This window comes from Citrobacter sp. MNAZ 1397, assembly GCF_023613995.1.
Taxonomy (GTDB): Bacteria; Pseudomonadota; Gammaproteobacteria; order Enterobacterales; family Enterobacteriaceae; genus Phytobacter; species Phytobacter ursingii.
Map to the genome: position 1 here is coordinate 61,819 of NZ_JAKIVH010000008.1, position 24,445 is coordinate 86,263.

23 protein-coding genes and 1 pseudogene are annotated in these 24,445 nt (G+C 54.0%); 16 read left to right on the forward strand and 8 right to left on the reverse strand.

Features of this window, described 5'->3' with window-relative positions; all coding sequences use genetic code 11:
* Window positions 1–45: 45 nt before the first annotated feature.
* Together L2097_RS23815 and L2097_RS23820 are read left to right on the forward strand one after the other, a co-directional pair.
* Window positions 46–1,383, forward strand: a complete 1,338-nt coding sequence (locus tag L2097_RS23815; protein WP_071845957.1) for an MFS transporter — start codon at window positions 46–48, stop codon at window positions 1,381–1,383.
* A 55-nt stretch (window positions 1,384–1,438) separates the two neighbouring features.
* Window positions 1,439–2,665 carry a YidR family protein gene (locus L2097_RS23820; RefSeq protein WP_250353793.1) on the forward strand — a complete coding sequence of 409 codons (1,227 nt, stop codon included), beginning with the start codon at window positions 1,439–1,441 and terminating at the stop codon, window positions 2,663–2,665.
* Here L2097_RS23820 and L2097_RS23825 read toward each other — a convergent pair whose 3' ends face one another.
* Complete coding sequence (locus L2097_RS23825; protein ID WP_071845958.1) at window positions 2,666–2,998, reverse strand: YceK/YidQ family lipoprotein; 333 nt, start codon at window positions 2,996–2,998, stop codon at window positions 2,666–2,668. It lies immediately after the preceding gene.
* 307 nt (window positions 2,999–3,305) lie between these two features.
* On the opposite strand from L2097_RS23825, the gene ibpA reads away from it, so the two are divergent.
* The 3 genes from ibpA to L2097_RS23840 all read left to right on the forward strand — a co-directional run bounded on the left by ibpA (window position 3,306) and on the right by L2097_RS23840 (window position 6,110).
* Window positions 3,306–3,719, forward strand: coding sequence for a small heat shock chaperone IbpA (gene ibpA / locus L2097_RS23830; RefSeq protein WP_047372478.1), 414 nt, complete (start codon window positions 3,306–3,308; stop codon window positions 3,717–3,719).
* A gap of 87 nt (window positions 3,720–3,806) precedes the next feature.
* The gene (gene ibpB / locus L2097_RS23835) at window positions 3,807–4,235 is read left to right on the forward strand and encodes a small heat shock chaperone IbpB (RefSeq protein ID WP_047372479.1); all 429 of its coding nucleotides are present in this window, start codon (window positions 3,807–3,809) and stop codon (window positions 4,233–4,235) included.
* 219 nt (window positions 4,236–4,454) lie between these two features.
* On the forward strand, window positions 4,455–6,110 hold the full coding sequence (locus L2097_RS23840; RefSeq protein WP_250353794.1) for a putative transporter: 1,656 nt from the start codon (window positions 4,455–4,457) through the stop codon (window positions 6,108–6,110).
* A gap of 282 nt (window positions 6,111–6,392) precedes the next feature.
* On the opposite strand, the gene L2097_RS23845 is transcribed toward L2097_RS23840, so the two are convergent.
* Window positions 6,393–7,109, reverse strand: a complete 717-nt coding sequence (locus L2097_RS23845) for a GntR family transcriptional regulator (RefSeq protein WP_047372481.1) — start codon at window positions 7,107–7,109, stop codon at window positions 6,393–6,395.
* 222 nt (window positions 7,110–7,331) lie between these two features.
* Between L2097_RS23845 and L2097_RS23850 the strand changes: the two genes are divergently transcribed.
* The 4 genes from L2097_RS23850 (at window position 7,332) to L2097_RS23865 (ending at window position 11,052) form a co-directional block, all read left to right on the forward strand.
* On the forward strand, window positions 7,332–8,954 hold the full coding sequence (locus L2097_RS23850) for an alpha-glucoside-specific PTS transporter subunit IIBC (RefSeq protein WP_047372482.1): 1,623 nt from the start codon (window positions 7,332–7,334) through the stop codon (window positions 8,952–8,954).
* On the forward strand, window positions 8,951–10,273 hold the full coding sequence (locus L2097_RS23855; protein ID WP_047372483.1) for a 6-phospho-alpha-glucosidase: 1,323 nt from the start codon (window positions 8,951–8,953) through the stop codon (window positions 10,271–10,273). Before L2097_RS23850 ends, L2097_RS23855 begins: the two co-directional genes overlap by 4 nt.
* A 91-nt stretch (window positions 10,274–10,364) precedes the next feature.
* Complete coding sequence (locus tag L2097_RS23860) at window positions 10,365–10,712, forward strand: YidH family protein (protein WP_047372484.1); 348 nt, start codon at window positions 10,365–10,367, stop codon at window positions 10,710–10,712.
* Window positions 10,702–11,052 (forward strand): DUF202 domain-containing protein, encoded by a 351-nt coding sequence (locus L2097_RS23865; protein WP_085005141.1) that lies wholly within the window; start codon window positions 10,702–10,704, stop codon window positions 11,050–11,052. Before L2097_RS23860 ends, L2097_RS23865 begins: the two co-directional genes overlap by 11 nt.
* A gap of 7 nt (window positions 11,053–11,059) precedes the next feature.
* Here the strand turns inward: L2097_RS23865 and dsdA are convergent, their stop codons facing one another.
* On the reverse strand, window positions 11,060–12,388 hold the full coding sequence (dsdA, locus tag L2097_RS23870) for a D-serine ammonia-lyase (RefSeq protein WP_250353795.1): 1,329 nt from the start codon (window positions 12,386–12,388) through the stop codon (window positions 11,060–11,062).
* A 17-nt stretch (window positions 12,389–12,405) separates the two neighbouring features.
* Entirely contained in the window at window positions 12,406–13,743 is a 1,338-nt protein-coding gene (dsdX, locus tag L2097_RS23875; protein WP_250353796.1) for a D-serine transporter DsdX, read from the reverse strand.
* Window positions 13,744–13,972: 229 nt separating this feature from the next.
* On the opposite strand from dsdX, the gene dsdC reads away from it, so the two are divergent.
* Both dsdC and L2097_RS23885 read left to right on the forward strand, forming a co-directional pair.
* Complete coding sequence (gene dsdC / locus L2097_RS23880; protein ID WP_047372488.1) at window positions 13,973–14,899, forward strand: DNA-binding transcriptional regulator DsdC; 927 nt, start codon at window positions 13,973–13,975, stop codon at window positions 14,897–14,899.
* 242 nt (window positions 14,900–15,141) lie between these two features.
* A pseudogene (locus L2097_RS23885) lies at window positions 15,142–15,759 on the forward strand (cellulase family glycosylhydrolase); the annotation flags it as partial.
* Between the two features lie 214 nt (window positions 15,760–15,973).
* Here the strand turns inward: L2097_RS23885 and emrD are convergent.
* The 3 genes from emrD to tisB form a co-directional block, all read right to left on the reverse strand.
* Complete coding sequence (gene emrD, locus L2097_RS23890; RefSeq protein ID WP_250353797.1) at window positions 15,974–17,215, reverse strand: multidrug efflux MFS transporter EmrD; 1,242 nt, start codon at window positions 17,213–17,215, stop codon at window positions 15,974–15,976.
* Between the two features lie 175 nt (window positions 17,216–17,390).
* The gene (locus L2097_RS23895) at window positions 17,391–18,224 is read right to left on the reverse strand and encodes a DMT family transporter (RefSeq protein WP_047372490.1); all 834 of its coding nucleotides are present in this window, start codon (window positions 18,222–18,224) and stop codon (window positions 17,391–17,393) included.
* Window positions 18,225–18,366: 142 nt separating this feature from the next.
* The gene (tisB, locus tag L2097_RS23900) at window positions 18,367–18,456 is read right to left on the reverse strand and encodes a type I toxin-antitoxin system toxin TisB (RefSeq protein WP_250353798.1); all 90 of its coding nucleotides are present in this window, start codon (window positions 18,454–18,456) and stop codon (window positions 18,367–18,369) included.
* A 602-nt stretch (window positions 18,457–19,058) separates the two neighbouring features.
* On the opposite strand from tisB, the gene fic reads away from it, so the two are divergent.
* The 4 genes from fic to ilvN all read left to right on the forward strand — a co-directional run bounded on the left by fic (window position 19,059) and on the right by ilvN (window position 22,427).
* Window positions 19,059–20,135, forward strand: a complete 1,077-nt coding sequence (fic, locus tag L2097_RS23905; RefSeq protein WP_047372491.1) for a protein adenylyltransferase Fic — start codon at window positions 19,059–19,061, stop codon at window positions 20,133–20,135.
* 110 nt (window positions 20,136–20,245) lie between these two features.
* The gene (gene ivbL / locus L2097_RS23910) at window positions 20,246–20,344 is read left to right on the forward strand and encodes an ilvB operon leader peptide IvbL (RefSeq protein WP_103281084.1); all 99 of its coding nucleotides are present in this window, start codon (window positions 20,246–20,248) and stop codon (window positions 20,342–20,344) included.
* A gap of 103 nt (window positions 20,345–20,447) precedes the next feature.
* A complete protein-coding gene (ilvB, locus tag L2097_RS23915; protein WP_047372492.1) occupies window positions 20,448–22,133 on the forward strand; it encodes an acetolactate synthase large subunit in 1,686 nt (561 codons plus the stop codon).
* Between the two features lie 3 nt (window positions 22,134–22,136).
* Complete coding sequence (gene ilvN / locus L2097_RS23920; protein WP_047372493.1) at window positions 22,137–22,427, forward strand: acetolactate synthase small subunit; 291 nt, start codon at window positions 22,137–22,139, stop codon at window positions 22,425–22,427.
* Window positions 22,428–22,444: 17 nt separating this feature from the next.
* On the opposite strand, the gene L2097_RS23925 is transcribed toward ilvN, so the two are convergent.
* Complete coding sequence (locus L2097_RS23925) at window positions 22,445–23,239, reverse strand: DeoR family transcriptional regulator (protein ID WP_047372494.1); 795 nt, start codon at window positions 23,237–23,239, stop codon at window positions 22,445–22,447.
* Between the two features lie 261 nt (window positions 23,240–23,500).
* Here L2097_RS23925 and rbsK point away from each other — a divergent pair, with 261 nt between their 5' ends.
* The gene (rbsK, locus tag L2097_RS23930; RefSeq protein ID WP_039080054.1) at window positions 23,501–24,421 is read left to right on the forward strand and encodes a ribokinase; all 921 of its coding nucleotides are present in this window, start codon (window positions 23,501–23,503) and stop codon (window positions 24,419–24,421) included.
* Window positions 24,422–24,445: the final 24 nt, after the last annotated feature.

The window sequence follows — 24,445 nt, forward strand, 5'->3', positions numbered from 1 at the left end:
AGCTAAAAATTAAAAATTCTACACACCCTCTGTAATTTACCGGGCATGGTGAGCGGCCTCGCTATGCCCAAAATCTGGAGACAGATTGCGATGGATATTTCAGTTACTGCTGCAAAAGTCGGTCGTCGGCGTTATCTGACGCTGGTGATGATCTTTATTACGGTTGTTATTTGTTATGTCGACAGGGCCAACCTCGCGGTGGCCTCCGCGCATATTCAGCAAGAGTTTGGTATCACCAAGGCGGAAATGGGCTATGTCTTTTCCGCCTTCGCCTGGCTTTATACGTTGTGTCAGATCCCCGGCGGCTGGTTCCTTGACCGCGTCGGCTCTCGCCTCACCTATTTTATCGCCATCTTTGGCTGGTCGGTGGCGACGCTGTTTCAGGGCTTTGCGACAGGGTTAATGTCGCTGATTGGTCTGCGCGCCATTACCGGGATTTTTGAGGCGCCCGCCTTTCCGACCAACAACCGTATGGTGACCAGTTGGTTCCCGGAACACGAACGCGCTTCCGCGGTCGGTTTCTACACCTCCGGTCAGTTTGTCGGCCTGGCATTTCTTACCCCGCTGCTTATCTGGATTCAGGAGCTGCTGAGCTGGCACTGGGTATTTATCGTTACCGGCGGGATTGGCATCATCTGGTCATTAATCTGGTTCAAGGTCTATCAACCGCCGCGTCTGACCAAAAGCGTCACCCATGAAGAGCTGGAATACATTCGCGAAGGCGGTGGTCTGGTAGACGGTGATGCGCCTGTGACCAAAGAGGCACGCCAGCCGCTCACCAAAGCCGACTGGAAACTGGTGTTCCACCGTAAACTGGTCGGGGTTTACCTGGGGCAGTTCGCCGTCACCTCTACGCTGTGGTTCTTCCTGACCTGGTTCCCGAACTACCTGACTCAGGAAAAAGGCATCACCGCCCTGAAAGCCGGGTTTATGACCACGGTACCGTTCCTCGCCGCCTTCTTTGGCGTGCTGCTCTCCGGCTGGCTGGCGGACAGACTGGTGCGCAAAGGCTTCTCCCTTGGCGCGGCGCGTAAAACCCCCATCATCTGTGGTCTGCTGATATCCACCTGCATTATGGGTGCGAACTACACCAATGACCCGGTATGGATCATGACGCTGATGGCCATCGCGTTTTTCGGCAACGGTTTCGCCTCCATCACCTGGTCGCTGGTCTCCTCCCTTGCGCCGATGCGTCTGATTGGGCTGACGGGCGGTGTATTTAACTTTGTTGGCGGTCTGGGCGGTATTACTGTGCCGCTGGTTATCGGCTATCTGGCACAGAGCTACGGTTTTGCCCCGGCGCTGGTCTATATCTCCGTGGTGGCATTAATCGGCGCACTTTCTTACATCCTGCTGGTCGGCGATGTAAAACGGGTAGGTTAATCTCCCCGCCTTGCGATACCCTGATGCCAAACATGGCATCAGGGTCATCCATTACATGAAACAAATTACTACCGCGCCCCGTCATCACCAACTCACCAATATCCACACCTGGACACCGGACAGTCAGTGGCTGGTGTTTGATGTTCGCCCTTCCGGCGCGTCGTTTACCGGTGAAACCATTGAACGCGTCAATATCCATACCGGCGCCGTTGAGGTGATCTATCAGGCGCAAGCGGGGGCACATGTAGGCGTAGTGACCGTTCATCCTTATGAAGTGAAATATGTCTTTATCCACGGCCCGGAAAACCCCGATGCTGAGTGGCATTACGATTTTCACCACCGTCGCGGCGTTATTCACGCGCACGGAAAAACCACCAGTCTGGACGCGATGGACATCACCGCACCCTTTACGCCGGGCGCGTTGCGCGGCGGTAGCCATGTGCATGTCTTTAGCCCCAACGGCGAGAACGTCAGCTTTACCTATAACGATCATGTGATGCACGAACTGGACCCGGCGCAGGATTTGCGTAATGTCGGTGTCGCCGTACCTTTTGGCCCAGTGCAACCCCCGCTCACCCATCCACGCGAGTATGCGGGGAGCCACTGGTGCGTGCTGGTAAGCCGAACTACGCCAGCGCCTGTTCCCGGTAGCGATGAGATCAACCGTGCGTACGAAGAAGGTTGGGTGGGTAACGATAAGCTGGCCTTTATTGGCGATACGCTGTCGTTGACAGGCGAGAAAGTGCCGGAGTTGTTTATCGTTGACCTGCCGAAAGAGGCGCAGGGATGGAAACAGCCAGGCGATAGGCCGCTACAGGGTACGCCGACAAGCCTGCCAGCACCACCAGCAGGCGTTTCGCAACGGCGTCTGACTTTTACTCATCAGCGTGCCTTTCCGGGGCTGGCTAACGTACCGCGCCACTGGGTGCGCAGTAACCCGCAGGGTACGGCGATTGCGTTTTTAATGCGTGATGATGCGGGTATTGTCCAGCTTTGGTTGATCTCGCCACAGGGTGGCGAACCGCAGCAGTTAACCCACACGGAAACAGGTATCCAGTCTGCCTTTAACTGGCATCCTTCGGGGATGGCGTTGGGCTTCGTGCTGGATAATCGTATCGCACTGTGCGATGCCGCTTGCGGCGACATCACCTTTTTGACAACCGATCACGGCAATCCGCCGTCTGCGGATGCGGTCGTGTTCTCGCCGGACGGTCGTTATATCGCCTGGATGGAAGAGATTGCGGGTTTCCGCCAAATTTGGATGACGGAAACGGGTATGTAATTACTGCTTAGCCATGGGGGCGGGCGGAATCACGTTGTCCGTCGCCATGGTGGCCTTTTCGCTTTTCTCGACGCGGGATTTAACGGAGCTGTCGGTGCGGAACATATCCCACGGCAGCAGTATTGTATCCATGACGGCTGTAAAAGGCATATCCAGAACCACCAGAGATTTCATACCGATATTCGTATTATCATCCGACAACATTGTGGAACTTGCTTTCATACCCGGATACACGCCTTCCTTGCCCCCGGTATGCGACATCACGCTGGAGCAACCACTGAGTAACACCATTCCACTAAGCAGCGTCGAAACAATCAGAGTATTTTTCATCATCAGTTAATCATTGTTATGGGCAGTATGGAGACTGCTGCTGGCGTTATATCTGTCCTGCACCAAAAAAGACAGCCTCCATGCTGCGCTCTGTGGCGACATTCGCACTTTCACCTTTTGTGCTGTGATCCCAGTCTATGCAAAGCGCGAGAAACTGCAAAAAAAAGTCAGAAAAAGACCCTTGAAAACATAAGCGTCACCCCTATTTTAAGAATGTAGCCGGAAGACACGCCGGAAGGGTGTTGGGCTACCGCGGCCTGTCCATTGTGGAAGGCAAATGACAACCTCGCTGATTTCAGGAGCTTTATGTATGCGTAACTTCGATCTTTCTCCGCTTTATCGTTCAGCCATTGGTTTCGACCGTCTGTTCAACCTGCTGGAAAACAATCAAAACCAAAGCAACGGTGGTTATCCTCCGTACAACGTTGAATTAGTTGACGAAAACCATTATCGCATCGCGATCGCGGTAGCGGGGTTCGCGGAAAGCGAACTGGATATCACCGCCCAGGACAACCTGCTTATCGTGAAAGGCGCGCACGCGACCGAACAGAAAGAACGTACCTACCTCTACCAGGGCATCGCCGAACGTAACTTTGAGCGCAAATTCCAGCTTGCCGAAAACATCCATGTTAAAGGCGCAAATCTGGTGAATGGCCTGTTGTATGTTGATCTTGAACGCGTTGTTCCGGAAGCAAAGAAACCGCGTCGCATTGAGATTAACTAATTATCTGAACTGAATGCTTGCCGTCAGGGAGCATATGCGAGCCACACGCTTGCAGGAACTTACTCGCTTCTCAGAAGGAGAAATATCATGCGTAACTACGATTTATCCCCGCTGCTGCGTCAGTGGATCGGTTTTGACAAACTGGCTAACGCGCTGCAAAGCACCACCGAGCATCAGACATTCCCGCCCTATAACATTGAAAAGGGCGATGATAACCATTACCGCATTACGCTGGCATTGGCTGGTTTTAACCAGCAAGAGCTGGATATTCAGCTGGAAGGCACACGTTTAGTTATCAAAGGTTCGCCGGAAAAACCGGCCAACGAGCCGAAATGGCTGCACCAGGGGCTGGTAATTCAACCTTTCACCCTGAGCTTTACGCTGGCGGAAAATATGGAGGTCTCTGGCGCGACATTCGCTAACGGCTTACTCCATATTGACCTGACCCGTAACGTGCCGGAAGTCATTGCGCCTCAGCGGATTGCCATTAGCGAGCGTCCGGCATTAAATAGCTGATAGTCGTTTGTGCCCGGAGGGATTGCGCGGTTTGGCCCTCTCCTGTACCCCCTTTCACGGGCGCATGCACACACACCAAAAACGGTCACCTCAGGGTGACCGTTTTGCGTTTACTTTGCCCCGTTTCGGCGGGGCTTTTTTGTGCGCCAAAGCCCATACATCCCGGTGCCGCTCTGAGAGAATCCATTGTGTTTACAATGTTATTCACAGGGAGCCATCATGAGTGATATAGCGTTAACCGTAAGCATGCTGGCGCTGGTCGCGGTCGTCGGTTTGTGGATCGGCAATGTAAAAATACGCGGCGTGGGTTTTGGGATTGGTGGCGTGCTTTTCGGCGGTATTATCGTTGGCCATTTTGTTGATCAGGCCGGGATTACCCTGAGCAGCCCGATGCTGCACTTCGTGCAGGAGTTCGGCCTTATCCTCTTTGTCTATACCATCGGTATTCAGGTCGGGCCGGGCTTTTTTGCCTCGCTGCGCGTTTCCGGGCTGCGCCTGAACTTGTTTGCCATTCTGATTGTGATACTGGGCGGACTGGTCACCGCTATTCTGCACAAACTCTTCAATATTCCTCTGCCCGTCATTCTGGGTATCTTCTCCGGTGCGGTCACCAACACCCCGGCACTCGGGGCCGGGCAGCAGATCCTGCATGACCTGGGTACGCCGTCTAATGTTCTTGATCAAATGGGGATGAGCTATGCGATGGCCTACCCGTTCGGCATCTGCGGCATTTTACTGACCATGTGGCTGATTCGTGTCGGTTTTCGCATCAATGTTGAGCAGGAAGCGCAACTGCATGATGCGGGCATCAGCTCGGGTAACTCGCTGATCAAGACCATTAATATTCGCGTGGAAAACCCGAACCTGAACAATATGGCGATTCAGGATGTGCCGATGCTGAACAGCGATAAAATCATCTGTTCGCGCCTGAAACGAGATGAATTGCTGATGGTGCCTTCTCCGGGCACGATTATTCAGGTTGGTGACCTGCTGCATCTTGTTGGCCTGCCGAAAGACTTGCATAGCGCGCAACTGGTGATGGGCCAGGAGGTCGATACCTCGCTCTCGACGCGGGGGACCGATCTTCGCGTTGAGCGTGTGGTGGTGACTAACGAAAAAGTCCTGGGTAAGCGCATTCGCGATCTGCACTTCAAAGAGCGCTATGACGTGGTGATTTCCCGTCTTAACCGCGCCGGGGTAGAACTGGTAGCCAGCAGTGATTCCAGCCTGCAATTCGGCGACATTCTGAACCTTGTCGGGCGTCAGGCGGCCATTGATGCAGTGGCTTCTGAGGTCGGGAATGCGCAGCATAAACTCCAGCAAGTCCAGATGTTGCCAGTCTTTATCGGCATTGGGTTGGGGGTCTTGCTGGGGTCGATTCCTGTTTTTGTTCCCGGCTTCCCGGTGGCATTAAAACTGGGGCTCGCGGGCGGGCCGCTGATCATGGCGCTGATCCTCGGGCGTATCGGCAGCGTGGGTAAGCTCTACTGGTTCATGCCGCCCAGCGCCAACCTTGCTCTGCGTGAGTTGGGTATCGTGCTGTTTCTCGCGGTGGTCGGGCTGAAATCCGGCGGTGATTTTATCGCGACGCTGACTCACGGCGATGGGTTCTACTGGATGTGCTACGGGATTTTTATTACCGCTATTCCATTGCTGACTGTCGGGATTCTGGCGCGGTTGTTTGCAAAGATGAACTACCTGACCCTGTGCGGCATGCTGGCCGGCTCAATGACCGATCCCCCGGCGCTGGCTTTTGCTAATGGCCTGCACGCCACCAGCGGGGCCGCCGCGCTCTCTTATGCCACGGTTTACCCGCTGGTAATGTTCCTGCGTATCATCACGCCGCAGTTACTGGCTGTGCTGTTCTGGGGCTGAGGAATCCCCACAAAAATGCGAGCACGAACGGTTCCCTCTCCCTGAGGGAGAGGGCCAGGGTGAGGGGGGAAATGCGGCTCTGATGGTCATTCCGTTCACCTTATGTTCCTTGCAGGCTATCCCCTCCGCCCGCATCCCTGCTGGCGGCCCCGGTCAGCCGCCAGCGCCTCATCGATTTTCAGCCGGACCCTGTCATCGCTGTCACGGTTTTATTCTTATTAAGCGGCGTTATCGCTGTAAAACGTAAGATTACTGGGGATTCCTCACGTTCTGGGGTGTCAGTTAGCCATTTTCCGGGTGGATACGCCGCAGATGGTAGTCCACCTGGTAATCACGGGTATTACGGAACATAACGGAATAATTCAGGAACTCGCCGCTGTCACTGTAAGAAAGGGAGGTGATTCGCAGCAGCGGCGTCTGTTCCGGGACATTCAGATACCCTCCCAGCGATTTATCCGCCAGCACGGGTGTCAGACTCTCATAGTTCCCGCTGATGGTTATCCCACACTCCTTCTCAATGTAATCAAATTTCGACCCTTCGAGATGTGCCAGTGAGAGGTTGCGAAAGAGCTTCACGGGCATAAAGCTGTCCTCCAGCATCAGGGGCTTCCCTTCCACGTAGCGCATCCGGCGCGAAAAGTAGATGCGCTCATCCACCTGAATCCGCAACAGGCTGGCAATCGCAGGCGGCGCGGGCATCACCTCGAACTGCAGGACTTTACTCTGCACCTCTTTCCCCTGCTGGCGGAGCACTTCCACAAGGCCGGTCAGATTGGCGGTTTCATGGTGCACATCCTTGCGTGCGACAAATGTCCCGCTACCATGGCGGCGTTCAACTAGCCCCCAGCCTTCCAGCAGATCTAACGCCTTGCGAATGGTCATTCGCGCCACGCCAAACTCTTGCGCCAGCGCTTTTTCTCCCGGCAACGGGCTACCGACAGTATAGTCCGACGAATTCAGCCGTAGCCGTAATCTGTCGGCAATGGATTTGTAGATCACCAGTAGACCTCTTTGTCCTTATCAGTGCAGGAATGCGGTTCTGACATGTCCATATTTACTATCGAAAGTAGACCTGACAGGTCAAATTAAAACCATGAATGCGATCACGAATCGTAACGGCACGCCATGTTCGCGTATGAGTAAATTCTTATCCTCACCCCAGGCCAGCAAAAAACCATAAAGGCCTCTACTCCCTACAGGTTGTTACGTGAGGATTTAAAAATGCTCAGTCAAATACAACGTTTTGGCGGTGCCATGTTTACCCCGGTATTACTGTTTCCGTTTGCCGGGATCGTGGTGGGAATCGCTATCATGCTTCGCAACCCGCTGTTTGTCGGCGAGGCCTTAACCGCCCCTGATAATCTGTTCGCGCAAATTGTTCACATCATTGAAGAGGGCGGCTGGGCGGTGTTCCGTAATATGCCGCTGATTTTTGCCGTCGGCTTACCGATCGGCCTTGCTAAGCAGGCGCAGGGCAGAGCCTGTCTGGCGGTGCTGATCAGTTTCCTGACCTGGAACTACTTTATCAATGCGATGGGTATGACCTGGGGGCATTTCTTTGGCGTTAATTTTTCTGCCGAACCCGTTGCCGGAAGCGGTCTGGCGATGATCGCAGGTATCAAAACGCTCGATACCAGCATCATCGGCGCTATTATCATTTCGGGTATCGTTACCGCTATCCACAACCGCTTTTTCGACAAGCCGCTTCCGGTTTTCCTGGGGATTTTCCAGGGCACCTCGTTTGTCGTTATCCTCGCGTTTTTCGTCATGCTTCCCTGCGCCTGGCTCACCCTGTTGGGCTGGCCGAAAGTGCAGATGGGCATTGAGTCCCTGCAGGCGTTCCTGCGTTCTGCCGGTGCGCTGGGCGTATGGGTGTATACCTTCCTGGAACGTATTCTGATCCCAACCGGATTGCACCACTTTGTTTACGGTCCGTTCATCTTCGGCCCGGCGGCAGTGGAAGGCGGTATTCAGGTCTACTGGGCGCAGCACCTGCAGGAGTTTAGCCAGAGCACATTGCCGCTGAAAACGCTCTTCCCGGAAGGCGGTTTCGCACTACACGGCAACTCCAAAGTGTTTGGCTCGGTCGGGATTGCGCTGGCTATCTGGTACACCGCATCAGCAGAAAACCGCGTTAAGGTCGCGGGTCTGCTTATTCCGGCCACGCTTACGGCTGTGCTGGTGGGCATTACTGAACCACTTGAATTCACCTTTCTGTTTATCTCTCCGCTGTTGTTTGCCATTCATGCCGTCCTGGCGGCCTCTATGGCGACAACGATGTATGTCTTTGGCGTTGTGGGCAACATGGGCGGCGGGTTACTTGACCAGTTTCTGCCGCAAAACTGGATCCCGATGTTCCATAACCACGCCTCAACGGTCTTCACCCAAATCGGTATCGGCGTCTGCTTCACCGGCCTCTATTTCGTGGTCTTCAAAACGCTGATTGAACGGCTGAACCTCAAAACCCCGGGCCGCGAAGAGAGCGAAATCAAACTCTACAGCAAGGCTGATTATAAAGCGGCGCGCGGGCAAACCAGCGCACCGGCCGCCGCCAGCCAACAGATCGGCCAGGCTGCCGGATTCTTACAGGCCCTCGGCGGCGCGGCCAACATCGAAAGCATTAACAACTGCGCCACCCGCTTACGCATCGCGCTGGTCGATATGGCGCAAACCCAAAGCGATGACGTCTTTAAAGCCCTGGGTGCACACGGTGTGGTGCGACGCGGCAACGGCATTCAGGTGATTGTCGGTCTGCATGTCCCCCAGGTGCGCGACCAGCTTGAATCGCTGATGAAAACCCCTTTAACAAACGAACAAACCACCATGACGGAGGCTGTATCATGAAAAAATTCTCAGTTGTCATAGCAGGCGGCGGTAGTACCTTTACCCCCGGTATTGTCCTGATGTTGCTCGCTAACCGTGATCGCTTCCCACTGCGCGCGCTGAAATTCTACGACAACGATGGCGCACGTCAGGAGACTATCGCCGAAGCGTGCAAAATCATCCTCAGGGAACAGGCGCCGGAGATAGAATTTAGCTACTCCACCGATCCGAAAACGGCCTTTACCGATGTCGACTTCGTGATGGCGCATATTCGCGTGGGCAAATATCCGATGCGCGAAAAAGATGAGAAAATCCCCCTGCGCCACGGCGTGCTGGGCCAGGAAACCTGCGGACCGGGTGGGATTTCCTACGGTATGCGCTCTATTGGCGGCGTGCTTGAACTGGTGGACTACATGGAGCAGTACTCCCCGAATGCGTGGATGCTGAACTACTCCAACCCGGCGGCCATTGTCGCGGAAGCCACGCGCCGCCTGCGTCCAAACGCTAAGATCCTCAACATCTGCGATATGCCGATTGGCATTGAAGGGCGCATGGCGCAAATTGTCGGCCTGAAAAACCGCAAAGAGATGCGCGTGCGTTACTACGGGCTGAATCACTTCGGCTGGTGGACATCCATTGAGGATCTGAACGGCAACGATTTGCTGCCAAAACTGCGGGAATATGTGGCGAAAAACGGCTATGTTCCGCCCTCTGACAATGCGCATACCGAAGCGAGCTGGAACGACACTTTTGCCAAAGCAAAAGACGTACAGGCCCTCGATCCGGACACGATGCCCAACACGTACCTGAAATATTACCTCTTCCCGGATTATGTGGTGGCGCACTCCAACCCAGAACGCACCCGTGCTAATGAAGTGATGGATCATCGCGAGAAACATGTTTTCAGCGCCTGCCGGGCGATTATTGAAGCCGGTAAGTCTTCCGCCGGGGAGCTGGAAATCGATGAACATGCGTCGTATATCGTCGATCTGGCGACCGCGATTGCTTTCAATACTCAGGAGCGCATGCTGTTGATTGTGCCAAATAACGGCGCAATTCATAACTTTGATGCTGATGCGATGGTGGAAATTCCTTGCCTGGTCGGCCATAACGGACCAGAGCCGCTCACCGTCGGCGATATTCCGCACTTCCAGAAAGGGCTGATGAGTCAGCAGGTGGCGGTGGAAAAACTGGTGGTGGATGCGTGGGAACAGCGTTCATACCAGAAATTGTGGCAGGCGATTACGCTGTCAAAAACTGTACCAAGCGCCTCGGTTGCCAAAGCGATTCTGGATGACCTGATTGACGCTAACAAGGGCTACTGGCCTGAACTGCATTAATCTTCCTGGCCGGCATCGCCCGATGCCGGTTTTTTGTCCTTGTCGATTTACGCTATGCTGATGCCAGCCTGCAGCACGACATGGAGCCTTCATGAAAATTTCCCAGCTTGGTGAAGCACCGGATTACCGCTTCTCTTTGGCCAACGAGCGTACATTTTTAGCATGGATCCGCACCGCGCTTGGCTTTCTGGCGGCGGGCGTGGGGCTTGATCAACTGGCGCCGGAATTTGCCACGCCGCTGATTCGCCAGGTGCTGGCGTTGCTGCTCTGTCTGTTTGCCGGGGGACTAGCGGTTTACGGCTATATGCGCTGGCTGCGTAATGAAAAAGCGATGCGCCTGAAAGAAGACCTGCCTTATACGCGAAGCCTGCTGGTGATCAGTGCTGTTTTGCTGACGGTGGCCGCCGTGGTGATGGGACTGGTGCTGTATGGTGGCTGACCGTAAGGCGCGGCGTAAGGCAGACCCGGGGCTACAGCCGGAGCGCACTTCACTTGCCTGGCTACGTACCTTTTTTGGTTACATTGCCCTGCTTGCCTTTGCGGTAAAGCACAACTGGCAGCACGCGGGGATCACCTTCTGGATCTCGCTGGTGGTGCTATTACTGGTCGGCGGTATGCTGTGGCGCTATACGCGCAATCGCACCCTGATGGATGTTGAAAGCAGCGATTTCGCCACGCCGGGCGCGATCCGCGATAAGCTGCTGATCGCGCTGGCAGTGCTTTCTCTTTCGCTGCTGTTCGGGCTAATGCATATCCGCCATATCCTTAACGCCCTTTGAGGCAGTATCAGACCTGCCGGGCTTTTGCCAGGTAGTGCGCCATCTCTTCTTCTGGCACCATCCCGCCGCCGGTCGCCCAGACGATATGCGTGGCGTTATCCAGGTGGTCTGCGGTCATACTCTGTAAACGTAAATAGTCCGCACTCGCGCAAACACGGAGCGGCCCTGCCATGCCTGCCAGTGCGGAAGGTTCCAGTCGTATGCCTTCTTCCTGGGCCAGAATGCCGAGCAGGTTATACATGGTCTGGTCATCCAGTGTATAGAACCCGTCCAGCAACCGTTGCATGGCGCGGCCTACAAACCCGGACGCTCTGCCCACCGCCAGTCCGTCTGCCGCCGTGACATTATCGATACCCAAATCCTGAACGGCGATCGCATCATGCAGGCCGGTGTACACCCCCAGCAGCATGCACGGCGAGTGGGTCGGTTCGGCAAAGAAGCAGTGTACGTTATCGCCAAACGCCAGTTTCAGGCCAAAAGCCACGCCGCCAGGCCCGCCGCCTACGCCGCAGGGGAGATAGACGAACAGCGGATGATCGCTATCCACCACGCGTCCTTGTTGTGCAAATTGCGCTTTAAGGCGCTGCCCGGCGACCGCATAGCCCAGAAACAGGGTACGAGAGTTTTCATCGTCAATGAAAAAGCAGTTCGGATCGGACTGCGCCGCTTTGCGCCCCTGCTCCACCGCCACGCCGTAATCTTCTTCATATTCAACGACCGTCACGCCGTGACTGCGCAGTTTGGCTTTTTTCCAGGCGCGGGCGTCGGCAGACATATGGACCGTCACGTTAAAACCGATGCGGGCGCTCATGATGCCAATCGACAGCCCCAGATTGCCGGTCGAGCCAACCGCAATGCTGTACTGGCTAAAAAACTGTTTGAATTCCGCTGAGAGCAGCACGCTGTAGTCATCCTCGGTGCTCAGCAAACCGGCTTCCAGCGCCAGTTTTTCCGCGTGAGTCAGCACTTCATAAATGCCGCCACGGGCTTTGATGGAACCTGAGATGGGCAGATGACTGTCTTTTTTCAGCAGCATTTCGCCACCAATCGGCTGCCTGAAGGCGCTTTCGAGCCGCTTTTGCATGGCCGGAATGGCAATCAACTCTGACTCAATAATCCCCCCGGCAGCGGCCGTTTCCGGGAATGCTTTCGCCAGATACGGTGCGAAACGGGTGAGGCGGGCATGCGCATCATCAACATCCGCCTGCGTGAGGCCGACATAAGGCAGGCCTTCAACAATAGAGGTGGTGCCAGGGTTAAACCAGGTCGTCTCTTTCAGAGCGATCAGGTCCGCCACTAAGGGATGACGGGCGATGAGTGTTTGAATGTTTTCCATAGTACGTCTCTTTGCATTCAGATAATAAAGGAAAGCAGGAATGTGCCAGCCAGCGCAACGACCGACGCAATAAATGTTGCCGTTGTATAGTATTTGAACGTTTCGTTAAGGGTTGCGCCGCAGTACTGTTTTACCAGCCAGAAGAGCGAATCGGTGACAATGGTGCAGCCAATGGCGCCGGAACCGATAGCAATGGCGATGATCGCCGGGCTGACGTTGGGATAAAGCGGCAGCATCGGCGCGACAATCGCCGTCGCACCCATCATGGCTACCGTCGCCGAACCGACTGCCGCATGCAGGATCAACGCCACCAGCCAGGCGAGCAGAATCGGGTGCATGTGCATACCGGAGAGGAGCACCGCCAGGGTATCCGCCAGACCGCTACTCTTGAGAATGGCGTTAAACGCACCGCCCGCGCCGATAATCAGCAGGATATTCGCAATGGAACCAAAGCCGTTTTCGGTGTGGGTGAGAAGCGTGCTCATGCCCATATGCTGGCGCAGGCCGAGCATGTAATAGGCCGCAAAGACGGCGATAAACATGGCGGTAATGGGGTTGCCGATAAATTCCAGCAGCGTATAGAGAGTACCGCTTTTTGTCCCGTTCAGCTCCGCGACGGTTTTTACCAACATCAGGCCGATGGGCAGCAGTACGGTAAAAAGCGTCGCGCTCAAGGACGGCAGGGTGTCTTCCTCGCGAACGTTAAGATCGGCAAATTCTGTGGGGACCGGCTTAAACGGCAGGCGATTGCCGAGGAGTTTCAGGAATAGCGGGCCGCCAATCAGTGACGCCAGCAGACCGACCAGCAAACCGTAGACGATGACTGACCCGATATCGGCGCCCAGTTTATTGGCCACAAACAGTGCCGCCGGGTGTGGCGGGACGACGCAGTGAACCGCCATCAACGCGGTACAAAGCGGAATAGCCAGTTTCAGTAATGACGTATTGGTCTTTTTGGCGATAGAAAACGCCAGCGGAATCAGCAACACGACGCCCACTTCAACAAACAGCGTAATACCGCAAATCAGCCCCACCAGCACCATGATGACATCTGCAGAGAGCCAGCGGCAGCGCTGGAGCGTAAGCCCGATACGTTCCGCCGCGCCGGAGATCTCCATCATTTTGCCGAGAATCGTCCCGAGACCAATAACCGCGGCGAGGAACCCTAGCGTTCCGCCGATTCCGTTTTCAATCGCGTTGACCATGTCCAGCGGCCCCATCCCCATCATCGCTCCCACGAAGAAGCTGGCGAGCAGCAGCGCCAGAAAGGGGTGGAATTTGAACTTCACGATGGTCAGAACAATCAACACGATGCTTATCAGCAGCGTGCTCACTACCCAGATTTGAGCGTGCATATCTCACCTTGCCCTGTGATTAACCTGTCTCTATTGGACAAAAACACGGGCCAGGCTGACAAACGATATAAATTGCCCTTCACATGAGGCAGATTGAATCAAACGGGTGATTTGCGTCGAATAATGGCAATGAAAGTGGCTATGGTTCATTTTGCTTCATCTTTATGCTGATTTTTGCAGCGTCTTTTTCTACACTGCGGGCAAACGAACTCGGGTGACAGAGGTGGCTATGGACCCCTTACGCGACGGCAGAAATCGCCTGCTCAACGGCTGGCAGTTATCAAAGCTCTATACCTTTGAGGTGGCTGCGAGGCATCAATCTTTTGCGCTGGCGGCAGATGAGCTGTCATTGAGTCCCAGCGCCGTCAGCCATCGCATGAATCAACTGGAAGACGAATTGGGCATCCAGCTGTTTGTCCGTTCTCACCGTAAAGTGGAGCTTACCCAAGAAGGTAAGCGGGTGTTCTGGGCGCTGAAATCGTCACTGGATACGCTGAATCAGGAAATCCTCGATATTAAAAATCAGGAACTGTCCGGCACATTAACCGTATACTCCCGGCCCTCCATCGCTCAGTGCTGGCTGGTGCCCGCATTGGGCGATTTTACACGCCGCTACCCGTCCATTTCGTTAACGGTGCTAACCGGTAACGACAACGTCAATCTCCAGCGTGCCGGCATCGATCTGGCCATCTATTTTGATGATGCGCCCTCTGCACAGTTGACCCACCATTTCCTGATGGATGAAGAGATTCTTCCGGTATGTAGTCCTGACTATGCTCGCCGCTTCGACTTAACCGGTTCGCTGGTAAACTTGCCCCATTGTACGTTGCTGCATGACAGGCAGGCCTGGAGCAATGACTCCGGTACCGATGAATGGCACAGCTGGGCGCAGCATTTTGGCGTAAGTTTGCCTGCATCGCCGGGGATTGGTTTCGATCGTTCAGATTTAGCGGTGATTGCCTCTATGAACCATATCGGTGTAGCGATGGGGCGCAAACGGCTGGTGCAAAAGCGTCTCGACAGTGGGGAGCTTATCGCGCCTTTCGGCGACAGGGCGCTGAAATGTCATCAGCACTATTACATTTCCACGTTACCTGGCAGACAATGGCCGAAAATTGAGGCATTTATCCAGTGGCTACAGCATTTGAATGTGTAAAACCAGATAGCTCTGCTTGTGTTATCTGACCATTGTGGAGAGACAGTGAGAATTTATTACGCTTTCGCGCTACGTATTCGGCGAGAAATCATGCTAAATACATGTAATCACCACCGATTTTGGCAAGGTCAATTGTGTTAAAACCACTATTAGCGATGGCTCTGCTTTTGGCGAGCGCGTCTGCGTTTGCTGCTGATACGCCGCTTACGGCGACACGCTACGCTCAGGAACTGGGCGTGGGTATGGATGTCGACTGGGCGCGAACCGAGCGCGGTATCCGTGAGTTCGATCCGCTTATCGTCCGTGATTTCTATGCGGAAGGGATTCGCCATGTGCGTATCCGGGTGGCCGATCCATTAACCGAAGCCCGCCTGATTCACCTGCGTAAGCTGGTGGAGGCCTGCGAAAAATATGGCGTGATCCCGATTATTTCTTACCAGGCGGATACCTTTAAGGCGGAGCCGGGTGCGAAAAACGAAGCGCAGCTGGTGGCGTGGTGGTCAACGGTGGCAAATTACTTTGGCAGCGAACATCCGACGCTCGGGTTTGACCTGATTTATGAGCCTTCGGATAAGCTTAATCACGATATGCCAGCGCTTAACCGCGCGTATGAAAATATCATCAAGACCATCCACGACATCAACCCGCAACGCATGATCTTTATTGCGCCGCGCCTGCGGGCCGCGCCCGAGGATTTAACGTCCTTGAAATTGCCTGGGCGTAGCCAGAACTACTTGCTGGCGGAGTGGCATATTTTCCCGTGGGGGCCACTGAAAAATAATGGAAAGTACCCGTGGACGTCGGGTACGGCGGCAGAGAAGGCGGCAATCAGAGCGCGTATTAATACGGCGGTCCACTGGCAGCAAAAAACCGGTCATGCGACCTGGGTCGGCGGTTGGTCAGTGGGTGAAACGATTAAAAGTCCGCCTGGTGAATCGCAACTGGCATTCGCCGCGTTTATGGCCTGTGAGCTGAATAAGGCGCAGATCCCCTTCGCCCTCAATGCGGATACGCAGTTTTATGATGGCGAAGAGGGGGCATGGCGGCCAACAACTGAACCGCTGCTAAAAACGATTATTTCACCGGACTGTGAGAAGGCGGATGCGAAGCCGGATCGCCGGGAAGGGAAGCCGCCGGTTCGTGTTCATGGCGCTTCTGGCACAGCGCCAGCGGCAGCCAGCTCAGCAGAATTAAAAGCCCTGCCAGCGTCATCAGCATCCCAAGGCTAAACTGGCTGGTCTGGGGAAGCCCGGCAGAAAACCAGGCCAGCGCGCCGGATCCCATATTTTGCATGCCGCCAACCAGCGCCCCCGCCGTTCCTGCCAGAAAAGGGAACGGCTCCATTGCGCCACTGGTCGCCAGTGGGAAGAGCATGCCCGCCCCGAAGAAGAACAGCGCGGCGGGAACCAGCAGCGTCCAGACTGTCATTACGCCAAACCAGCCGGGGATCCACATCATGATGCCTGCCAGCAGACAACTGGCGACCGCCTGCCACATCAGCGTCGGGAAGCGCGCATTTTGCCGCCCGGCGAACCAGGCACCGAAAAAGGCTGCCGGAATGGGGAGGATGAACAAAATACTGACCGCCATACTGGAAAGCCCCAGCGTGGCGCCCATCAGCACGCCTGAGCAGGCCTCAAACACGGCAATACCGGCCAGCCCGCCAATCAGCATCAGCAAATAGCAGTTAAACATCCCGTTACCCAACAGAGTCTTATAACGGGTAAGCAGCCCCATTTTAACAGTACCTGTCGGGCGCGTTTCCGGCATCCAGCGCGCCATGCTGAAGGTGACACCAGCACAGAGTACCAGCAGGAACGCAAAACAGGCGCGCCAGCCCCAGAGGGTGGTCAGCAGGCCGCCAATCAGCGGGGCGAGCAACGGGCTTACCAGAATGCCCATATTCAGCAAACTGTTAGCGTGGCGTAATTCGGTGCCGGAATAGAGATCGCGCGGCAGGGTGCGCGCCATTACGCCGCCGACGCCGGTTCCCATCCCCTGAAAGGCGCTGGCGACTATCAGAACGGTCAGGCTGTGGGTCGTGACAGCCACCAGTGTTGCCAGCATAAACACCGTTAACCCGCAAAGGATGGCCGGACGACGGCCAAAACGGTCGGCTAACGGGCCGTAAAAGAGTTGTGATACGCCATAGGTGAGGAGATAGGCGGCCATGACATTCTGCACCGCCCCTTCACGGGCATTGAGATCCTGCGCCATTCCGGCAATGGCGGGAATATAAATGGTTTGCGCCATTTGTCCCACTGCCACCAACAGGACCAGCATCAAGAGTAAACTGACGTTACGCTGTCTTTTCATTTCGCTGAATACGTTTTAAAAAAAGATAAATAAAGAATATGGTGCTGCCATAACCGTAAAATGCGAGAGGAATCTACCACAGTAATGTGACACGACAAGATGCGGGGTCAGAAAGAACGACCGCCGTCAGGCAGGATTTGTAAACAATTTGTGGCAACTTTGATTGCCAGTATGATCAGGACAGGCGCAGTAAGATCGCACCCGCAGCGATGCCACAGGCCGCAACAATCCGTAATCCGGCGACCTTTTCTTTGAGCATTAAAAAGGCGAGCAGCGCGCCAAAGAGAATTGAGGTTTCGCGCAGCGCGGCGACTACGGCCAGTGGCGCCTGCGTCATCGCCCATAACGCCAGCCCGTAGGAGCCCATGGTGCCAATACCGCCCGGCAGCCCTTTTTTCCAGTTATTCGCCAGATAGTGCGAGACTTCACGACGGCGAGCGATCATCGCCCAGGCCAACAGGCAAAAACCGTTCATGAAAAACGTCCAGAGGGTGTAACCGAATGCGCTACCCGCAAGGCGTACGCCTGTGCCGTCCACCAGCGTATATCCGGCAATAAAACAGGAATTTAGTAGGGCAAGCCAGATTCCGCGCGTTGAGCTGTGACGACCGTTACAGGCCATGGCAAGAATAGAGAGACAAATGACCGCGATACCGAGCCAGGCAAAGGTGGATAATGTATCACCCAACAACAGAACGCTTATCAAGGCCACCAGTAGCGGCGCGGTACCGCGCATCAACGGATAGGTCTGACTCATATCGGAAACCTGATACGTTTTAGCGACCAGTACCGTATAGACAACCTGTAACAGGCAGGAAACGGCGAGATAAGGCACGCTGGCGAGCGAGGGCTGCGGTGAGAAAGGCAACATGACCAGGGCGATTAACGCCGCAGAGCCGCTGACGCAGATGGCGGAATAGAGTTTATCGCTGCCCGCTTTAACAATCGCGTTCCAGCTCGCATGCAGAAGGGCGGCAAACAGCAGAATACAAAAAACAGTAACAGTCATGAGTACGCAGTGTCAGTGGGCGGCGTAAAAACGTACCATGAAAGCGGCGATCGGAGCGACTATTCTGTGCGATGAGGAAACTGCCAGTGATTATTAAAGAGGGGCGGTTGCCCGCCCCTCTTAGGTACGACTTGAACCTGAGTTACCGCAGTAATTTCAGGACAGCTTCAAGCAGTTGCAGCAAGGCAACTATGAGTTTCAGGATAAGGATAACCGTATCCATTTCGCCCATACGCTTCTCCTTTGGCAAGGAGCACGACCGGCTGGCGTACCTTTCCGCTGCCTGTAACCAGCCGTTTTGTTGGCGTAACACAGTGTGCTCTCAAGGGGTTAAGGCACTGACGGCACCACCCGTTTCAGCCAGGACTTAATGTGCGCCCGTATCATTGCGGTCCCTCATACACACCGTGGTCGGCAAGACCATTATAAATTCATACTGTAAATATATACAGTTATTTCTGGACGAAATTTGCACCCTGTTCCATACTCAAACTGCTCATCGTGTGCGCATAATTTGCGCACAGGGTTAATTGATCGTATAGTTTCACTGTTGACGTAACACAGTGTGCTTGCGGCTACCAACCGCAAAAACCTGCTAAAAACCTCGCTCCGGCGGGGATAACGGACGGTATTCTGTACTGTCCGTTTTTTTTTGTGCCATGCACCTCTTCGCGATTCCCATAGCTCCTTTTTCATATCAACACATGCCTTCCCCTGCTATTTAACAGGTCATTTATATGTTTATAAAAATCACTTTTTTAAACATATGGTCGTGACATGTCGTTACTATCGACATATTATGAATATATGTCGATAAAATAGGATTTTTTGAACATGTCATGGATGCCCGAACGCTCATATAACCAGCTTCCGCTACTCCCGCCTGATACAGCGCTCGTCGAGACGCGTAAGGTGCTGAAAGCTTGCATTAAGGCTCGAGCTGCTTTAGCTGAACTCAATACATCTGGCGAACTGCTGCCCGATCAAAGACTATTGATCAACTTGCTGCCAATGCTGGAAGCGAAAGACTCCTCTCGCATAGAAAATATTGTCACGACCAGCGATCAGCTTTTCCAATACGCCGATCGTATTGAAGACGCTGACCCTGCAACAAAAGAAGCGTTACGTTATCGCACTGCGCTGTATAAGGGCGTTAATCTTTTACAGGACTACCCACTGTGTTCTGGCACAGCTATGGAAATTTGCACAACACTGAGATCCATTGAAACTGACGTGAGAAAAACGCCAGGCACAGTGCTTCGCGATCAAAATAAGAACGTGGTATACACCCCACCTGATGGCGAAACGCTCATTCGTGACCTGTTATCCAATTGGGAACATTTCATCCATTCAGATATTGATTTAGATCCTTTGATAAAAATGGCCGTGTCCCATTATCAGTTCGAATGCATTCACCCCTTTTCCGACGGAAATGGTCGTACGGGACGCATTCTGAATATCCTCTATTTGATGGACTGTGGCGTGTTGTCGCAACCGATTCTCTATCTGTCTCGCTTTATCCTGGAAAGGCGGAGCGATTATTACACCTTGCTTCGTAATGTTACGGCTAAGAATGATTGGGAGTCCTGGGTTCTCTTTATGCTGGAGGCTGTGGAAGACACGGCAAAATGGACGACAGATAAAATCGCTGCCATGCGGAAATTAATAGAAGAAACAGCAGCATGGATCCGTGAAAAACTGCCTAAAATCTACACCTGGGAGCTTAACCAAACGCTATTTGCTCAGCCCTATTGTCGCATTGAAAACCTGGTCGATAACGGAATTGCAAAGCGGCAGACGGCCTCAATTTATCTTAAGTCGCTTGTTGAGATAGGCGTGCTGGAAGAAAAAATTGCCGGGCGTGAAAAACTGTACCTCAATACACGTCTTTTGCAGGAACTGAATAGCTAATAGAAACGTGATCTTCGACTCATTTTTGCGCTGATGAGTAATTTTCAATTGTTTCGTTCTGCAAGCTGTGTTTGTATAAATCCTGTTAATTATTCAAACACGAGTCCCCAATGAACGCTTCCACTATGACGATGAACCTACTAAAAACCGCGCATAACGCCGCGGTGGTCGTCGTGCGTGTGGTGGTGGTCGTCGGCAATGCGCCGTAGGGACTGGAACAACACACGATTCCAAAACCCCGCCGGCGCAAACCGGCGGGGTTTTTCGTTCTGACCCTCCCGGAAAGTCGGCCCAGAAGAAAAGGACTGGAGCATGGCAAGTTCGGGCACAACACAAACGACACGCTTTACCGGCGCACAGTTGATCGTTCATTTACTGGAACGTCAGGGCATTACCACGGTAGCGGGTATTCCTGGCGGGACCGTTCTCCCGCTGTATGACGCTTTAAGTCAGAGCACGCAAATTCGCCACGTACTGGCACGCCACGAGCAGGGCGCCGGGTTTATCGCCCAGGGCATGGCGCGTACCGAAGGTAAACCGGCTGTCTGTATGGCCTGTAGCGGACCGGGCGCCACCAATCTGGTGACCGCTATCGCCGATGCACGCCTCGATTCCATCCCGCTGGTGTGTATCACCGGACAGGTGCCTGCCTCCATGATCGGCACCGATGCGTTCCAGGAAGTCGACACTTACGGCATCTCTATCCCCATCACTAAGCACAATTACCTGGTCCGTAATATCGCCGAACTTCCCCAGGTGATAAGCGACGCGTTTCGTATTGCGCAATCCGGCCGTCCAGGCCCGGTGTGGATAGATATTCCTAAAGATGTCCAGACCGCGACCATCGAACTGAGTGAGCTGCCTGAGCCCGGCGGCAGAGCGCCTGCCCCGGCGTTTGATGCGAAAAGTGTGCAGGAAGCGGCGGCGATGATTAATGCCGCACAGCGTCCGGTGCTGTATCTGGGCGGCGGGGTGATTAACGCGCCGGAACAGGTGCGCGCACTGGCGGAAAAAGCGAATCTGCCGACCACCATGACCTTAATGGCGCTGGGAATGTTGCCAAAAGCACATCCACTGTCACTGGGGATGCTGGGCATGCACGGCGCTCGCAGCACCAACTTTATTCTGCAAGAGTCTGATTTATTAGTGGTTCTTGGTGCGCGTTTTGATGACCGGGCGATTGGGAAAACCGAGCAGTTCTGCCCGAATGCGAAAATCATCCATGTTGATATTGATAAGGCGGAGCTGGGTAAAATCAAGCAGCCGCACGTTGCCATTCAGGGCGATGTGGGTGAAGTGCTGGCGCAGTTGCTGCCGCAAATTGATGCGCAGCCGCGTGAGGCGTGGCGTGGTCTGGTGGCGCAACTGCAGCAAGAATTCCCGTCTGCCATTCCGCAGGGTGGCGATCCGCTCACCCATTACGGGCTGATTAATGCCGTTGCCGCCTGCGTTGATGATGAGGCGATTATCTCCACCGATGTGGGACAGCACCAGATGTGGACCGCACAGGCCTATCCGCTCAATCGTCCGCGTCAGTGGCTGACCTCCGGCGGGCTGGGTACCATGGGTTTCGGGCTGCCAGCGGCAGTCGGTGCCGCACTGGCGAACCCGCAACGCAAAGTTATCTGCTTTTCCGGCGACGGTAGCCTGATGATGAACATTCAGGAGATGGCCACCGCCGCAGAAAATAATCTGGATGTGAAAATCATCCTGATGAACAACGAAGCGTTAGGCCTGGTGCATCAGCAGCAGAGCCTGTTTTACAAGCAGGGCGTATTCGCAGCGACCTATCCGGGGATGATTAACTTTATGCAGATTGCCGCCGGTTTTGGCCTGCAAACCTGTGATCTTAACAACGAGGCTGACCCGCATGCCGCGCTGCAGGCGATCATCGCTCGTCCGGGTCCGGCGCTCATCCATGTGCGTATCGACGCCGAAGAAAAAGTGTATCCGATGGTGCCGCCGGGTGCGGCAAATACTGAAATGGTGGGGGAATAAGCCATGCAACAGACAGTTTCTGATAACGTCATTCTTGAACTTACCGTACGTAACCATCCGGGGGTGATGACACACGTCTGTGGCCTGTTTGCCCGTCGCGCATTTAACGTGGAAGGCATTCTCTGCTTGCCCATTAAAGACAGCGAGCACAGCCGCATCTGGCTACTGGTCAATGACGATCAGCGCCTGGAGCAGATGATAAGCCAGATTGAAAAGCTGGAAGACGTGGTGCAGGTCGTACGCAATCAGTCGTCGCCGGGGATGTTCAACAAACTGGCGGTCTTCTTCGAGTAAGGTGAAAACAGGCCCGCTTAGCGGGCTTGTTCGTTTTCTGAGTCCGGCGTAATCACTTTCACAAACCCGTTGCGGCAGTGCGCCGGGTACTCTGCCGGAAGCGGACGATCGCTGATAAGCACGTCGAACCCGGAAAGGGGCGCAATACTCGCCGGGGCCACTTCATCAAACAAGGCGTAGCGTGCCAGCAGGATTTTACGCATGCCGTGTGCCATCGCCTTTCGCTTCATCGGTAAATCATCCAGGTTAAACCAGGTCACACCGTGGTGTTCATGCACGCCGCTGGCGGAAATAAACACTTTGCGTGGGTTTAATGAATCTAAAAGCGACGGGTTGTTCGGATCGTAAAAGGCATCGCTTTTGGCACGCCAGGTACCGCCGCATAACATGGCCGTTGCGTTAGGTTTGGCGGTGAGCGCGACAAACACCTGGTGGGAGTAACAGATGCCAGTAAACGTGATGTCGTCCGGGATCATGCTGATAACCAGCGGCATTTCCGGCCCGTTGTCGAAAAAAACCAGGTCGTTTTCGCTGACCAACCCTGCGGCGAGGATAGCAATAGGCAAATCATCGCGATGATGCGTCCGAACAGTGGGCTGGGGAGCCGCGGCGGGGGCAGTGGGTTTGTTCACCATTACGATATAGCCGCCCAGCAGCGCCAGCGGCAGCGGTTCGTCATCCTGGCTAAAGTCTCTGCGAATGGTCATCACCGACACTTCCAGCATGCGCGCGGCGTCTTTTAAGTGGATTCGATCGGTCTTCTTGAGTAATTCAACCAGACGCCGGATGCGCTCTTTTTGCTTTGTTTCCACTCTTTTCTCCGCACTGATTCGGACTTGTGTGTTTCAAAAGTAACATTTTCCATCGCGCAGGAACACGTAATGATATCAACACTATAATCCTGTTAGTCGTTAAATAAAAGTGACGGCGCACCGAGTGTCGGGGATTTGGGGAGGATAACGGCGAAGAGTTATGATGCGCTAATCGCGATCATGGTCACAAATGATACTTAAGTAACATGATAATGTTACTATAATATCATTGTTAAGTGATTGTTTCTGAGAGGTAGTAAAATGGATATCGCAGTCATCGGCTCCAACATGGTGGATCTCATCACCTATACCAACCAGATGCCGAAAGAGGGAGAAACCCTGGAAGCCCCTGCCTTTAAAATCGGCTGCGGTGGTAAAGGGGCCAATCAGGCGGTGGCCGCCGCTAAAATGAATTCGAAAGTGATGATGTTGACCAAGGTGGGTGACGATATCTTTGCGGACAACACCATTCGTAACCTGGAGTCCTGGGGCATTAACACCACCTATGTCGAGAAAGTTCCCTGTACCAGTAGCGGCGTTGCGCCGATTTTTGTGAACCCCAACTCCAGCAACAGTATTCTAATTATTAAAGGTGCCAATAAATTTCTCTCACCGGAAGATATTGATCGCGCCGCGGAAGATTTGAAAAAGTGTCAATTAATTGTCCTGCAACTGGAAGTGCAATTAGAGACGGTCTATCACGCCATTGAATTTGGTAAAAAACACGGCATCAAAGTGTTATTAAACCCGGCACCGGCACTGCGTGAGCTGGATATGACCTATGCCTGTAAATGCGATTTCTTTATTCCAAATGAGACCGAACTTGAAATTCTGACCGGTATGCCGGTGGATACCTACGATAATATTCGTACGGCGGCACGAAGCCTGATTGATAATGGACTGAACAATATTATCGTGACCATGGGTGAAAAGGGCGCATTATGGATGACCCGCGAACGCGAAGTTCACGTTCCGGCGCACAAGGTCAATGCCATTGATACCAGCGGTGCAGGCGATGCCTTTATCGGCTGTTTCGCCCACTACTATGTCCAGGGCGGCGATGTCGAAGCGGCCATGAAAAAAGCCGCGCTGTTCGCTGCCTTTAGCGTGACCGGCAAAGGCACACAATCGTCTTACCCCAGCATTGAACAATTTAATGAGTACCTGGCTTTACATGAATAATAACCGCTGAGTTTATTTCGTAGC

What these genes read in the sequence shown, in the direction of transcription:
- L2097_RS23850 (WP_047372482.1), top strand. Translation starts at nt 7,332, where the DNA reads ATGCTCAGTCAAATACAACGTTTTGGCGGTGCCATGTTTACCCCGGTA.
- dsdX (WP_250353796.1), bottom strand. Translation starts at nt 13,743, where the DNA reads ATGCACGCTCAAATCTGGGTAGTGAGCACGCTGCTGATAAGCATCGTG.
- ivbL (WP_103281084.1), top strand. Translation starts at nt 20,246, where the DNA reads ATGAACGCTTCCACTATGACGATGAACCTACTAAAAACCGCGCATAAC.
- ilvB (WP_047372492.1), top strand. Translation starts at nt 20,448, where the DNA reads ATGGCAAGTTCGGGCACAACACAAACGACACGCTTTACCGGCGCACAG.
- dsdC (WP_047372488.1), top strand. Translation starts at nt 13,973, where the DNA reads ATGGACCCCTTACGCGACGGCAGAAATCGCCTGCTCAACGGCTGGCAG.
- L2097_RS23855 (WP_047372483.1), top strand. Translation starts at nt 8,951, where the DNA reads ATGAAAAAATTCTCAGTTGTCATAGCAGGCGGCGGTAGTACCTTTACC.
- L2097_RS23825 (WP_071845958.1), bottom strand. Translation starts at nt 2,998, where the DNA reads ATGATGAAAAATACTCTGATTGTTTCGACGCTGCTTAGTGGAATGGTG.
- fic (WP_047372491.1), top strand. Translation starts at nt 19,059, where the DNA reads ATGTCATGGATGCCCGAACGCTCATATAACCAGCTTCCGCTACTCCCG.
- L2097_RS23820 (WP_250353793.1), top strand. Translation starts at nt 1,439, where the DNA reads ATGAAACAAATTACTACCGCGCCCCGTCATCACCAACTCACCAATATC.
- L2097_RS23895 (WP_047372490.1), bottom strand. Translation starts at nt 18,224, where the DNA reads ATGACTGTTACTGTTTTTTGTATTCTGCTGTTTGCCGCCCTTCTGCAT.
- ibpA (WP_047372478.1), top strand. Translation starts at nt 3,306, where the DNA reads ATGCGTAACTTCGATCTTTCTCCGCTTTATCGTTCAGCCATTGGTTTC.
- L2097_RS23860 (WP_047372484.1), top strand. Translation starts at nt 10,365, where the DNA reads ATGAAAATTTCCCAGCTTGGTGAAGCACCGGATTACCGCTTCTCTTTG.
- tisB (WP_250353798.1), bottom strand. Translation starts at nt 18,456, where the DNA reads ATGGGCGAAATGGATACGGTTATCCTTATCCTGAAACTCATAGTTGCC.
- rbsK (WP_039080054.1), top strand. Translation starts at nt 23,501, where the DNA reads ATGGATATCGCAGTCATCGGCTCCAACATGGTGGATCTCATCACCTAT.
- L2097_RS23815 (WP_071845957.1), top strand. Translation starts at nt 46, where the DNA reads ATGGTGAGCGGCCTCGCTATGCCCAAAATCTGGAGACAGATTGCGATG.
- dsdA (WP_250353795.1), bottom strand. Translation starts at nt 12,388, where the DNA reads ATGGAAAACATTCAAACACTCATCGCCCGTCATCCCTTAGTGGCGGAC.
- L2097_RS23840 (WP_250353794.1), top strand. Translation starts at nt 4,455, where the DNA reads ATGAGTGATATAGCGTTAACCGTAAGCATGCTGGCGCTGGTCGCGGTC.
- ilvN (WP_047372493.1), top strand. Translation starts at nt 22,137, where the DNA reads ATGCAACAGACAGTTTCTGATAACGTCATTCTTGAACTTACCGTACGT.
- L2097_RS23865 (WP_085005141.1), top strand. Translation starts at nt 10,702, where the DNA reads ATGGTGGCTGACCGTAAGGCGCGGCGTAAGGCAGACCCGGGGCTACAG.
- ibpB (WP_047372479.1), top strand. Translation starts at nt 3,807, where the DNA reads ATGCGTAACTACGATTTATCCCCGCTGCTGCGTCAGTGGATCGGTTTT.
- emrD (WP_250353797.1), bottom strand. Translation starts at nt 17,215, where the DNA reads ATGAAAAGACAGCGTAACGTCAGTTTACTCTTGATGCTGGTCCTGTTG.